The sequence below is a fragment of the Kribbella sp. NPDC056861 genome, from assembly GCF_040687575.1.
Classification (GTDB): domain Bacteria; phylum Actinomycetota; class Actinomycetes; order Propionibacteriales; family Kribbellaceae; genus Kribbella.
Genome location: NZ_JBFBNQ010000001.1, coordinates 1430702 through 1443925 on the forward strand (window position 1 = coordinate 1430702; position 13224 = coordinate 1443925).

8 protein-coding genes are annotated in these 13224 nt (G+C 67.8%); 5 read left to right on the plus strand and 3 right to left on the minus strand.

The annotated features are described in order from the left end of the window. Positions 1–44 precede the first annotated feature (44 nt). Positions 45–1286 (plus strand): ATP-binding protein, encoded by a 1242-nt coding sequence (locus tag AB0P21_RS06510; RefSeq protein ID WP_363694218.1) that lies wholly within the window; start codon positions 45–47, stop codon positions 1284–1286. 121 nt (positions 1287–1407) lie between these two features. Further along, positions 1408–7071 carry a pullulanase-type alpha-1,6-glucosidase gene (gene pulA / locus AB0P21_RS06515; protein WP_363694434.1) on the plus strand — a complete coding sequence of 1888 codons (5664 nt, stop codon included), beginning with the start codon at positions 1408–1410 and terminating at the stop codon, positions 7069–7071. A 36-nt stretch (positions 7072–7107) separates the two neighbouring features. On the opposite strand, the gene AB0P21_RS06520 is transcribed toward pulA, so the two are convergent. Continuing rightward, the gene (locus AB0P21_RS06520) at positions 7108–7998 is read right to left on the minus strand and encodes a diacylglycerol kinase family protein (protein ID WP_363694219.1); all 891 of its coding nucleotides are present in this window, start codon (positions 7996–7998) and stop codon (positions 7108–7110) included. Positions 7999–8034: 36 nt separating this feature from the next. Between AB0P21_RS06520 and AB0P21_RS06525 the strand changes: the two genes are divergently transcribed. Further along, a complete protein-coding gene (locus AB0P21_RS06525; protein WP_363694221.1) occupies positions 8035–9402 on the plus strand; it encodes a serine hydrolase in 1368 nt (455 codons plus the stop codon). On the opposite strand, the gene AB0P21_RS06530 is transcribed toward AB0P21_RS06525, so the two are convergent. Then, a complete protein-coding gene (locus AB0P21_RS06530; protein WP_363694222.1) occupies positions 9389–10774 on the minus strand; it encodes an amidase in 1386 nt (461 codons plus the stop codon). The two genes, AB0P21_RS06525 and AB0P21_RS06530, sit on opposite strands and share 14 nt — an antisense overlap. Positions 10775–10861: 87 nt before the next feature. On the opposite strand from AB0P21_RS06530, the gene AB0P21_RS06535 reads away from it, so the two are divergent. After that, positions 10862–12037 (plus strand): M20 family metallopeptidase, encoded by a 1176-nt coding sequence (locus AB0P21_RS06535; protein ID WP_363694224.1) that lies wholly within the window; start codon positions 10862–10864, stop codon positions 12035–12037. Here the strand turns inward: AB0P21_RS06535 and AB0P21_RS06540 are convergent. Then, positions 12026–12517: a VOC family protein gene (locus AB0P21_RS06540; RefSeq protein ID WP_363694226.1), complete on the minus strand. Its 492-nt coding sequence runs from the start codon at positions 12515–12517 to the stop codon at positions 12026–12028. The two genes, AB0P21_RS06535 and AB0P21_RS06540, sit on opposite strands and share 12 nt — an antisense overlap. A 141-nt stretch (positions 12518–12658) precedes the next feature. Here AB0P21_RS06540 and AB0P21_RS06545 point away from each other — a divergent pair, with 141 nt between their 5' ends. Further along, the gene (locus AB0P21_RS06545) at positions 12659–13195 is read left to right on the plus strand and encodes a TIGR04222 domain-containing membrane protein (protein WP_363694228.1); all 537 of its coding nucleotides are present in this window, start codon (positions 12659–12661) and stop codon (positions 13193–13195) included. Positions 13196–13224: the final 29 nt, after the last annotated feature.

The following is a 13224-nucleotide window of genomic DNA, read 5'->3' on the forward strand; positions in this document are numbered from 1 at the left end:
AATCCGCAGCTGAAACCTCGACGAATTCGCAGTACAATCTGTCCATGAATCTGCTGGACCGCAGCGCGGCAGCCGTCGTTCAGGCCGCACTGACCGATACGCCGGTCGTCGTCGTCAACGGCCCCCGGCAGGTTGGCAAGACCACCTTGACCAAGCGGATCACGTATCCGGGCTCGCATGACTTCGCCACTCTCGACGACGAGCCGAGCAGGCAGGCGGCCAGGGACGACGCACGGAACTTCGTCACCAGACCAGTGGATACCTTCGTGATCGACGAGGCTCAGCTGGAACCCGGACTGTTTCGAGCCATCAAAGCCGAGATAGACCGTGATCGTCGCCCCGGCCGTTTTCTCCTCACGGGTTCGTCGCGGCTGCTGGCAGCACCGGACATGGCTGCGTCCCTGGTCGGCCGGGTGGAGACCGTCGACCTGTGGCCCTTCTCCCAGGGCGAACTGGAGGGGCACACGGACACCTTTGTCGACGCGGTCTTCCGATCGCCGGTGGAACTGATTCGCAACGGCCGAACGTCGCGTCAGCAGATCGTCGACCGGATCGTCACCGGGGGATTTCCGGAGATCGTCAGCCGGCAGCCGAACCGGAGGACGGCATGGTTCGACAGCTATCTGACCACCATCACCCAGTCGGTGATTCGGGACATCTCCGCGATCGAGCGTCTCGCCGAGATTCCCCGGCTGCTCCGCCTGTGCGCGGCCCGCACCGGGAACGAGTTGAATGTCAGCGCTATCGCCAGCGACCTGGGGTTCCCTGGCCGGACCGTCGACGGCTATCTCGAACTGCTGGCCCAGGCATTCCTGATCGAGCGGATTCCTGCGTGGTCCACCAACCTCAGCCGGAAGGTCGTCCGGCGACCGAAACTGGTCGTCACCGACACCGGGCTCGCCGCACAGCTGATCGGGGCCACCAGTTCAACCACTGACCGCCCAGGTGGTCCGTTCGGACAGCTACTGGAGACCTTCGTCGCCAACGAGATCCGCAAGCAGTTGACCTGGTCGGCCGAGAAACCGTCACTGTGGCATTTCCGCGATCGCGATGGCGCCGAAGTCGACCTGGTCCTCGAGCACCCGGACGGGCGGGTTGTCGGTATCGAGGTGAAGGCGACCAGTACGCCGAGCAGCACCGATCTCCGCGGACTGCGGTACCTGGCAGACCGGCTCGGTGATCGCTTTCACTTCGGGATTCTGTTGCACACGGCGCCCGAAGCGACCCGGTTCGGGCCCACCATCGCCGCGCTGCCGGTCTCTACCCTCTGGACTCCCGTCACCTGACCGCGACCTTTCAGGCCTTCCGTCGGGGTAGTCGGCGAGTTAGCGTCCCCGGCAGGTCGTACTGGCGTGGGAGGGGACCGAGATGCGTGGGTTCAGGCGATGGACTGCAGGCTTGACGGCAGTGGCGGTGATCGCGCTGGGACTGGGGACAGCGTCGGCCGCGACGGCGGAGCAGGCACAACAGGTAGCGGATCGGGTGATCACGGTCGCCGGTTCGCTGCAGAGCGAGCTGGGGTGCCCAGGTGACTGGGATCCGGGCTGTGCGGCGACCAGCCTGGGGGCGGCAGCGCCGTACACGAAGGTGTTCGACGTGCCTGCGGGGAGTTACGAGTTCAAGGTGGCCGTCAACGGCGCCTGGGACGAGAACTACGGCGCCGGTGGGGTGCTCAACGGGCCGAACATTCCGCTGAGCCTGGCCGGTCCGGCCAAGGTCCAGTTCAGCTACGACGACACGACGCACGTCGTCTCGATGAAGCCGGTCGTGCTGGCCGGATCGGCGGTCACCGCGGCCGACAAGGCGCTGGCGAGCCCGAGTCTGCGGCAGAGCCTGACCAAGGAGCGGTTCTACTTCCTGATGGCCGACCGGTTCGCCAACGGCAACCCGGCCAACGACAAGGGCGGCCTGACTGGTGACCGGCTGGCCACCGGGCTCGACCCGGCGGACAAGGGCTTCTACCACGGTGGCGACCTGGCCGGCGTGATGCAGAAACTCGACTACATCAAGTCCCTCGGTACGACGTCCATCTGGCTGACGCCGTCGTTCAAGAACCGGCCGGTGCAGGGTGAGGGCGTCAACGCGAGCTCCGGCTACCACGGCTACTGGATCACCGACTTCACCCAGATCGACCCGCACCTGGGCACCAACGCGGAGATGCAGCAGCTGATCACGCTGGCGCACAAGAAGGGGATGAAGGTCTTCTTCGACATCATCACCAACCACACCGCCGATGTGATCGCCTACGAGTCCGGCCAGTACGGCTACGTGCCGAAGTCGACCTCGCCGTACAAGGATGCCGCTGGCAACGTCTTCGACGACAAGCAGTACGCCGCCGGCAGCACCTTCCCGCCGCTGGACGCGCAGACGTCGTTCCCCAACGTGCCGGTCTTCAAGAACCCCGCCGATGCGACCGTCAAGGTCCCGGCCTGGCTGAACGACCCGACGCTCTACCACAACCGCGGTGACTCGACGTTCGCCGGCGAATCGTCGGAGTACGGCGACTTCATCGGGCTGGACGACCTGTTCACCGAGCAGCCGAAGGTCCGCGACGGGCTGACCGACGTCTACAAGACCTGGGCCGAGTTCGGTATCGACGGCTTCCGGATCGACACCGTCAAGCACGTCAACCTGGAGTTCTGGCAGAAGTTCTCCCCCGCGGTACTGGCGGCGGCGAAGGCCAAGGGCACCAAGGACTTCTTCATGTTCGGCGAGGTGGCCGACGCCGACCCGAAGTTCATGTCGACCTACACCACCAGCGGCGCACTGCAGGCCACTCTCGACTTCGGCTTCCAGCAGAGCGCCGTCTCGTTCGCGAAGGGCGACGCGACCACCAAGCTGCGCGACCTGTTCGCCAACGACGACTACTACACCGACGCCGACTCGAACGCGTACCAACTGCCGACCTTCCTCGGCAACCACGACATGGGCCGGGTCGGCACCTTCCTCAAGCAGGACGGCGCGAACGGCGCAGAGTTGCTGGCCAGGGACAAGCTCGCGCATTCGCTGATGTTCCTGACCCGCGGCCAGCCGGTGATCTACTACGGCGACGAGCAGGGCTTCACCGGTCCGGGTGGTGACAAGGACGCCCGGCAGGACATGTTCGCGACCCAGACCGCCGACTACGTCGACGACGAGGTTGTCGACGGCACCGGTACGACGACGATCGGCAGCAAGGACAGCTTCAACACCAACTCGCCGATGTACAAGCACATCGCCGCGCTGCAGAAGCTGCGGGCGCAGTACCCGGCGCTTGCCGACGGCACCCAAGTACACCGCTACTCCTCCAACGCGGGCGGGCTCTACGCCTTCAGCCGCTATGGGAAGGACAACACGGAGTACGTCGTAGTCGCCAACAACGAGACGACGGCCAAGACGGCGACGGTTCCGACGTACATGAAGGACAGCCGGTTCAAGCCGATCTACGGCGCCGGCGGAGTGCTGAAGACCGACCGTGAGGGTCGCGTAGTCGTCACGGCCGCGCCGCTGTCGGTGACGGTCTACAAGGCGACCGACACGCTGCCGCGCCGCCGCAGCGCTCCCCCGGTCTACCTGAGCTCACCGGAGCCGGGTGCAGCCGTTGGGGGCCGCGCTGAGATCGCCGCTGCTGTTCCGGAGAACACGCCGGTCACGGTCACGTTCGGCGTCCGTCCGGTCAGTACTACGAACTGGCAGCGACTCGGCTCGGACGACAACGCGCCGTACCGGGTGTTCCATGACGTGAGCGCTCTCCCGAAGGGGACGCTGCTCGAGTACCGCTCGGTGGTGAAGGATGCTTCCGGCAACTACTCGGTCTCCGGCTCGTACGGCGTCGTCGGTGACGCCGCGCCGCCCGGCGGTGGCGGCGGTGGCAGCACCGGCCCGGTCGTGCAACCGGCGAACGTGTCGGTGCCCGGCGACCACAACAGCGAGATGGGCTGCCCGGCGGACTGGTCACCGGACTGCGACCAGGCGCAGCTGACGCTCGACCCGAAGGACAAGGTCTGGAAGGGCACCTACACGATCCCGGCCGGTGAGCACGCCTACAAGGCGGCGCTCAACAAGACCTGGGACACGAACTACGGAGCCGGCGGGCTGCTGAACGGCGCGAACATCTCCTACACCGCGCCGGCCACGCCGACCACCTTCTACTACGAACACGGCAGGCACTTCGTCACCTCCAGTGCCGAGGGGCCGATCATCACCGTGCCGGGCTCGTTCCAGTCGGAGCTCGGCTGTCCGGGAGACTGGGACCCGTCCTGCATGCGGCCTTGGCTGACCGACGAGAACGGCGACGGGACCTACACCTGGTCCACCACTGAATTGGGAGCGGGAAGCTATGAGGCGAAGGTCGCCCACAACCTGTCCTGGGACGAGAGCTACCCGGCGAACAACGTCCCGATCAGCGTGCCCGGCGACGGGCTGGTGGTCACGTTCTCGTACGTGCTCGCGACCCACGTGCTCACGGTGACGACCTCCAAGCCCGGCGCGCAGCCGGATCTCAAGCAGGCCAAGGCGTTCTGGCTCGGCAAGGACCTGCTCGCAGTACCGGCGGTCGCGCATCCTGAGCGGTCGCGCTGGCGGCTGCACTGGTCGGCGACCGGGGCTCTCGCGGTGGATGCCGACGACATCGGCGGCACCTCGGCCGGGTTGCGGGTCGCCCCCAAGGGCATTCCACCGAAGGTGCTGGCGAAGTTCCCGGCGCTGGCCGGCTACACCGCGCTGAGGCTGGATCATGGTGATGCCAGGAAGATCCTGACCGGGCAACTCGGGCTGGCGCAGTACGACGATGCCGGGCGGTTGCTGGACGCAACTGGTGTGCAGATCCCCGGCGTACTGGACGACCTGTACGGCGCTGCCGCGGATCGCTCGTACGGCGTGACGTGGCGCGGCGGGACTCCCCGGTTCACGCTCTGGGCGCCGACCGCGCAGAACGTGACGCTGCTGCTCGGGTCGCAGCGGGTCTCGATGCAACGCAACAACGACGGCTCGTGGTCCGCGGACGGTCGGCGGCAGTGGGAGAACGCTCTCTACCGGTTCGAGGTGAAGGTGTTCGCGCCGAGCACCGGCAAGGTGGAGACCAACGTCGTCACCGACCCGTACTCGCTCGCGCTCGCCACCGACTCGGCGTACTCCGTCGCGGTGAATCTCGAAGCCGCGGCCGGCAAGCCCGCGCTGTGGGCGAAGACACCGTCGCCGAAACTCGCGCGGGCGGTCGACTCGACCATCTACGAGCTGCATGTCCGGGACTTCTCCATCAACGACACCACGGTGCCGGCGGCTCATCGCGGGACCTATCTGGCCTTCGCGGACGAAGGTAACGGGACGAAGCACCTGCGCTCGCTCGCGCAGGCTGGGCTGAACACGGTGCACCTGCTGCCGACGTTCGACATCGCCTCGATTCCCGAGACTGGTCAGGAACAGCCGGCCTGCGATCTCAAGTCGTTCCCGGCGGACTCGGAGCAGCAGCAGGCCTGTGTCTCCGCTGTTGCCGCGAAGGACGGATTCAACTGGGGCTACGACCCGCTTCACTGGCTGGCGCCGGAAGGGTCCTACGCGACGGCGAAGGACGGGCTGGCGCGGGTCGCGGAGTTCCGCACGATGGTCGGCGGGCTGCACAAATCCGGGCTGCGCGTAGTACTGGATCAGGTCTACAACCACACCCCAGCCGCCGGTCAGGCGCCGACCTCGGTGCTCGACAAGGTTGTCCCCGGCTACTACCAGCGGCTGAACAAGACCGGTGGCGTCGAGACCTCGACGTGCTGCAGCAACATCGCCACCGAGCACGCGATGGCCGAGAAGATCATGGTGGACAGCACCGTGTCGTGGGCGCGCAACTACCGCGTCGACGGCTTCCGCTTCGACCTGATGGGCCATCACAGCAAGGCGAACATGCTCAAGGTGCGCGCCGCGCTGGACCGGCTGACCCTGGCCAAGGACGGGGTCGACGGCAAGAAGGTCTACCTGTACGGCGAGGGCTGGAACTTCGGCGAGGTCGCCAACAACGCGCTCTTCGTCCAGGCCACCCAGGGCAACCTCGGCGGCACCGGGATCGGCACCTTCTCCGACCGGATGCGGGACGCGGTCCGCGGTGGCGGCCCGTTCGACGACGACCCGCGGGTGCAGGGCTTCGGCTCCGGCGCCGCGAGCGACCCGAACGGCGCCCCGATCAACGGGACGCCGGAAGAGCAGGCGAAGCGGCTCGCGCACGACACCGACCTGGTCCAGCTCGGGCTGGCCGGCAACCTGCGGTCGTTCACCTTCACGTCGGCGGACACCGGCGCCGTCGTACGGGGTGACGGGGTGGACTACAACGGCTCCCCCGCCGGGTACGCCGACCAGCCGGTCGAGGTGATCAGCTATGTCGATGCCCACGACAACGAAACCCTGTGGGACTCGCTGACCTACAAGCTGCCGGCCACGCTGCCGATGGCCGACCGGGTCCGGATGAACACGTTGTCGCTGGCCACCACCGCGCTGGCCCAGACGCCGTCGTTCTGGCACGCCGGCTCCGACCTGCTGCGCAGCAAGTCACTGGACCGGAACTCCTACGACTCGGGCGACTGGTTCAACACGCTCGACTGGACCGGCGCCGACAACGGCTTCGGCCACGGGCTTCCGCCGAAGACCGACAACGAAGCCAAGTGGCCGTTCATGAAGCCGCTGCTGGCCAACCCGGCCCTCAAGCCGTCCCAAGCCGACGCGCTGACCGCCAGCGCCGCGGCCGCCGACCTCCTGAAGCTCCGCTTCTCGACCCCGCTGTTCCGGCTCGGCACAGCAGACCTGATCAACCAGAAGCTGTCCTACCCGCTCAGCGGCACACCGGCAGCCAAGCCAGGCGTCGTGGTCATGCGCATCGACGACACCGTAGGCCCGAACGTCGACCCCGCTCTGAAGGGCTTGGTCGTCGTCTTCAACACCACCGGCGCACCGGTCACCCAGCAGATCCCCGGCCTGACCGGCGCCACCCTGAAGCTCTCCCCCGTCCAAGCCGCCGGCTCGGACGCAACCGTCAAACAAACCACCTGGACGGCCGCCACCGGTACCGCGACCGTCCCGGCGCGGACTGTCGCAGTACTGGTCCAGCCCTGACGCGAAGACCTCAGCCACCTCACCGGGTGGCTGAGGTCAGGGCACGCGGACCAGGAGGGCTTCGGGGTCGACCTTGGCGGTGAGGATGCGGCCGTTGCCGATCTCGTCGCCGTCGAGCTGGCGGCGGACCGGGGTGGCGGCCTTGACCTGGATGGTGTGGCCGGTGAAGCGCTCGATGTGGCGGCCTTCGGCCATCGACTTGACCACCAGGCTGAGGGCCAGCCGGGGCCAGTGGCTGACCCGGCGGGGGGCCAGCACGACCAGGTCGATCAGGCCGTCGTCGGGCTTCGCGTCGGGCAGCAGTGGGATGTTGGCCTGCAGCGTGCCGACGTTGCCGATCACGACGGTGCGCGCACGGCGGCGTACCGGGGGCTTGTCGTCGATGGTGATCTCCACCTTGACGAACGGGTGGTTCAGGTTCTTCACCGTCGACACCACGTACGCCGCCCAGCCGACGTGCTTCTTCAGCCCGTCGGGGGCGTCGGCGATGATCGCGGCGTCCAGGCCGAGGCCGGCCATCACCACGAACCGGTCCATGCTGAGCTGGTCGCCCTCGACCTGGACGGAGTCGATCCGCTGCTCCTTGCCGTCGAGCAGCTCGGCCAGGGCGGCGTCGAGGTCGAGCGAGATGCCGAGGTTGCGGGCCAGCAGGTTGCCGGTGCCGGCCGGCAGCACGGCGACCGGGATCGCGGTCCGGGCCAGCTCGGCGCAGACCACCCGGACGGTGCCGTCACCGCCGGCCACCAGGACCAGCTCGACCGTCTCGTCGATCGCCCGCTTGGCCATCGTCGTACCGGCGTCGTCCTCGGTCGTCTCCAGCCAGAGGGTGTCGGTGAATCCGCGCTCGGCGAGCGCGGCGTCGACCTTGCCGCGGAAGCCTTCGGGGACCTTGATGGGGTTCATGATCACGGCGGCGCGTGAGCTCACAGTTTTCTGTCCGTCCGAGGAGATAGCGTGCACAAGGTGAGCAGCCTTCCACGGAGTACCCCAGAATCCCAGGGTCTATCCACCGGCGCGCTGGACGCTTTCGTCGCGGCGCTCGATGCGTCCGGTCAGGAGCTCCAGACGCTGATGCTGATGCGGCACGGCCAGGTGGTGCTCGAGGCGGAGTGGACGCCGTACCGGTTGCACGAGCGGCACGCCCTGTTCTCGGTGTCGAAGAGCTTCACCTCGACCGGGATCGGCCTGCTGATCGCGGAGGGCAGGCTGTCGCTCGAGGACAAGATGGTGTCCTTCTTCGACGGCGACGACCTGCCGGACAAGATCAGCGACCACCTGGCCGCGATGGAGGTCAGGCACCTGCTGACGATGTCGACCGGGCACATGCAGGAGGTCGCCGACAGCATCGACCGGGACCCGCGGATGGTTCGCACCTTCCTCGGGCTCGAGGTGGAGCACGCGCCGGGCGCGCCCTTCGCCTACAACAACCGCGCGACGTACACGCTGTCCGCGATCCTGCAGAAGATCACCGGCGAGACCCTGCTGGATTACCTGCGACCACGGCTGTTCGAGCCGCTCGGCATCGACGAGGCGACCTGGCAGCTGTCACGCGAGGGCATCGTCACCGGCGGCTGGGGCCTGAGCATCAACACGGAGTCACTGGCGAAGTTCAGCCAGCTGCTGCTCCAACGCGGCGAGTGGGACGGTAAGCAGCTCGTGCCCGCCGCCTGGATCGACGAAGCCACCAAGAAGCAGGTGGACAACTCCAACCAGGACAATGAGGACTGGCGACAGGGCTACGGGTACCAGTTCTGGCGCGCGCGGCACAACACATACCGCGGCGACGGCGCCTTCGGTCAGTACTGCCTGGTCTTTCCCGACCACGACGCCACGCTGGTGATCACCAGCGCCTCACCGGACATGCAGGCCGTGCTGGACCTGACCTTCGAGCACCTGCTGCCCGCGTTCGAGGGTGGCACCGGCGACGGGACACCGCGGCCGGCGACGCTGGAGCTGCCGGCTCCCACCGGCTCGGCCCCGCAAGGCAACGGCCGGACCTACCAGCTCGACCCGAACGACACCGGCGTCACCGCGATCACGCTGGGCGAGACCGTCACGCTGACCCTGCAGGTGCCAGAGAAGAGCGAAACGCTCGATATCGTTTGCACCCCGGGCGACTGGACCGAGGCGCTCGACACCCTGCAAGACCCACCGCAGCGACTAGTCACCAGCGTCTCCGGTGAAGGCGACACCACGGTCGTGACGGTCCGCTATGTCGAGACGCCGTTCGTGGCGACCCTCCGGTGCCGCCCCGAGGGCGACCGTCTCACCGTCGATCTCCACTTCAACGTCGGCTTCGGCCCGCTGGAGGCGACTCTCACCTCGAAGTAGCCGGCGTGCGGAGATGCCAGTCGGTGATGGCTTGGTAGGCCTGGCCGACTCGCAGTACGAGTGCGTCCGCGTGGCGGGCACCGACGATCTGCAGACCGACCGGGAGGCCTCGCGAGGTCAGACCGCAGGGGACGCTCAGGGCAGGCTGCTGGGTGAGATTGAACGGATACGTGTACGGCGTCCAGCTCGTCCACTCAGGTGAGTGCCAGTTGTCCGGCACATCCTGGCCGACCGGGAAGGCGGTCAGCGGGAGCGTCGGCGTGACCAGTACGTCGTACTGCTGGTGGAACACGCCCATCGCCCGGCCAAGCTCGGCCCGCACGTCGATTGCCTTGAGATAGTCCGCCGCCGTGTACGCCGCGCCCGCCGTACGCCGTAGTCCCGGGTCGACGCGATCACCCACCGCGTCGCCATGAGCCGCCAGCAGCTTGGCCGCTCCCGTGCACCACAACACGTCGAACGCCTCGATCGGATCGGCGAATCCAGGATCGACCTCGGTCACCTGCGCGCCTGCGTCGGCGAGTTTCGCCACCGCCGCCTGCACAAGCGCATCGACCTCCGGATCGTTGGCGACGAACCCCAGATTGCGCGAGTAGGCGATTCGCAATCCCGCCACTCCATCATCAAGCCCGTCGAGGAAGGACCGAGCGGGCGTCGGCATCGCTGACCAGTCCCGCGGGTCGAAGCCGCTGATGATGTCGAGCAGCGCCGCGTTGTCCCGCACGGTCCGCGTCATCGGCCCCGCATGCGACAGCGTCCCGAACGCACTCGGCGGATACAGCGGCACCAACCCGTGCGTCGGTTTCAGCGCCACCGTCCCGGTGAAAGCCGCCGGGATCCGCACCGACCCACCACCGTCGGTCCCGACCGACCACGCCCCCATCCCGAGACCGACCGCGGTCGCCGACCCGCCGCTCGATCCACCCGACGTCCTCGCCGGATCCCACGGATTACCGGTCACCCCGTACTCCGAGGAGTCGGTGACCCCCTTCCACGAGTACTCCGGCGTCGTCGTCTTCCCGAGAATCACCGCGCCCGTCTCACGCAACCGTGCGACACAAGGCGCGTCCTCGTCCCACGGCTGCGCCGCATCGATCAAGGTGCTGCCCCGCAACGTCGGCCAACCCTGCGTCCACAACGCGTCCTTGATCGACGTCGGTACTCCGTCACCCGGGCCCAATGGCTGACCCGACCGCCACCTGGCCTCCGACTCCTTCGCGGCCGCGAGCGCTCCCTCGGCATCGACCAGGACGAACGCGTTCACCTGCGCGTCGTACCGCTCGATCGCGGCCAGCGCGTCCTGGGTGGCCTCGACCGGAGAGAGCGCGCCGGTCCGATAGCCCTCGACAAGCTCGACTGCCTGCTTGGTCATGCGTCTCCCCTGTTCGACGTTGCCGACAATTCAACAGCGATTCGCCGTCGCTCGCTCTTTCCCCGGCCTGGTTGCGAGACTGGGCCGGTGATCACACCTGCCGAACAAGCTGTCCTCGACCGCGTCGACACGGACCTCCTCGTCACGGTCACCCAGCGCCTGCTGCGCGCGACCGGGCAGAACCCTCCTGGCGAGGAGGCGGCGACGGTCGCCGCGTTGAGCGCGGCGGCGATCGAGCTCGGTCTGGAGGTGGTCGAGAGCCGGGTCGAGCCGGGCCGGGAGAACGTCAGCATCACGCTGGCCGGTGGCAACGGGCCGGGGCTGCTCCTGGTCGGCCACACCGACGTCGTACCGGTCGGGGACGGCTGGACGAAGGATCCGTTCGGCGGCGAACTCACCGACGGCCGCCTCTACGGTCGTGGCGCATCGGACATGAAAGGCGGCCTGGCCGCAGCCTTGGTGGCCTTGGCCGCGCTGCGCGGTGCCGGCCTCAGCGGCCCGGTCGAACTGGCCGCCCTGATGGACGAAGAGGAGACCGGCAAAGGCATCCGCTCGTACGTCGACAGCGCGAGCCAGTCGTGGCTCGGCTGCATCACCGCCGAGCCGACCGACCTGCAGACCATCATCGGCGCTCGCGGCGACTCGTACCTGAAGGTCTCCGTGCACGGGAAGTCCTGCCACGCGGGCAACCCGGCCGACGGCGCCAACGCGATCTACGGCGCGGCAGCCGTCATCGCCGAGATCGAGAAACTCCATGCGGAGCTGGCGAAAGCGCCGCATCCGCTGCTCGGCGCCGCGACCTGGAGTGTCGGTCAGATCCAGGGTGGGACCGGTGGCTCGATCGTGCCGGCCGAGTGTGTGCTGGTGGCCGATCGCCGACTGCTTCCCGGCGAGTCACCCGCAGCCGTGCTCGATGATCTGCGGACCCGGGTGGCTGCGCTGAAACTGGAAGACCGTGGCCTCTCGGTCGAGCTGGAGATGCCGATGGAGATGCCGGCCTTCCTGACGCCCGCCGACGCCGACCTGGTGACCGTGACCGACGCGGCGCTCACCGACGCAGGCGGTCCGGGTCTGCCGCTCGGGGGTTGGACGGCAGCCTGCGACGGCGGCTATGTCGCCCGCGACCTCGGCGTACCGGTGGTTGTCCTCGGACCCGGTTCGGTGGTGAGCCAGGCCCATCGCGCCGACGAATCCGTCGGCGTCGACGAGCTCGTGATCGCCGCCAAGACCTACGTATTGACCGCCCTGCGGCTACTTGGCTGATCCGCCCGGGAAGAAGTCGGCACTCTGCACGTACGCCATCGCCTTTGCGAACACCGGATCCGAGTACCGCGCGGCCAGCTCCTCCTCGGTCAGGTCCTCGATCTTGGTCTGGATCCAGTAGAGGTTGCCGAGCGGATCGCGCACCCGGCCGACCAGGTCTCCCCAGGCCAGATTGGTGACCTCGGTGACCGAGGTGCCACCGGCCTCGATCGCCTGCCGGTGGGTCGCGTGCGCGTCCTCGACGTACAGGCGCAGGAAGGCGGGCGTCGGCGGCCAGTCCGGACGGGCGTCGAACATCATCACCTTCGCGTCGCCGAGCTGCATCTCGGCGTGTTCGATCACGCCGTCCTCGGTGGCGAGGCGGAAGAGTTCCTTGGCCCCGAAGGCTCGGGCCAGATAGTCCATCAGCGCAGCGGTGTCCGGCGAGATCATCCACGGCGTGACCGTCGTGTAGCCCGCGGGGATCGGGGTGACCGTCATGGTGCTTCCTCCTACGTCGGCTGGTGAGACCAACGCTAGGCGGAGTACCGGCCAGTTTCTGTCCGCTACTTTCCCAGCTGCCGTTGGGAACCGCGAGGCGGTTCTGCTGGTCCAACTGGCCAGAACCAAGGGGAGGATGTCATGACCAGAGCAACGGCGTTGTCATTGCACGAGTTGGCTTTTCTTTGTGGTGGGTCACGGCGGGCCGTGCTGACGGGGGTGCTCGCGCTCTGCCAGTCAGGGCAGTTGGAGCTCAACGGGACGCGGGTCTACCGGCTCGATGACGGCTGGACCGAGCTCGAGCCGGTGGAGCGGGCTGTGCTCGACGTGGTGCCGGTGGCCGGCGTACAGCTGAGTTCGCTGATCGCGGCCGTCGAGCGGTCGGACGCTGTCCGGGCCACGCGGGGCCGGCTCGCGGCGCTCGGTCTGGCGTTGAGGTGGCCGCTGACCGGGCTCACCGCAGCAGGCCGCCGGGTACGCCGCGAGGCGGCGGTCATGCCGGCAGAAGGGCTGCGCCGCATCGCCCTCCTCGGTCCCGACGCGATTCCGGACGCTGAGCTGCGACGCGCCTTCACCAGCGCCCCGACCAGTACTCCGGCCAGGGTCCAGCCGGATGCGGTCGACACCTTGGTGGTCAGGATGAGGTTGAGCCCCTACTCGACTTCACGACCTGCTTGACCCTGACACGGTGTCAGACCGTACTTCTG

Excerpts from the sequence above, each read along its gene's own strand:
- AB0P21_RS06530 (WP_363694222.1), bottom strand. The coding sequence starts at position 10,774 with ATGACCAAGCAGGCAGTCGAGCTTGTCGAGGGCTATCGGACCGGCGCG.
- AB0P21_RS06545 (WP_363694228.1), top strand. The coding sequence starts at position 12,659 with ATGACCAGAGCAACGGCGTTGTCATTGCACGAGTTGGCTTTTCTTTGT.
- AB0P21_RS06510 (WP_363694218.1), top strand. The coding sequence starts at position 45 with ATGAATCTGCTGGACCGCAGCGCGGCAGCCGTCGTTCAGGCCGCACTG.
- AB0P21_RS06540 (WP_363694226.1), bottom strand. The coding sequence starts at position 12,517 with ATGACGGTCACCCCGATCCCCGCGGGCTACACGACGGTCACGCCGTGG.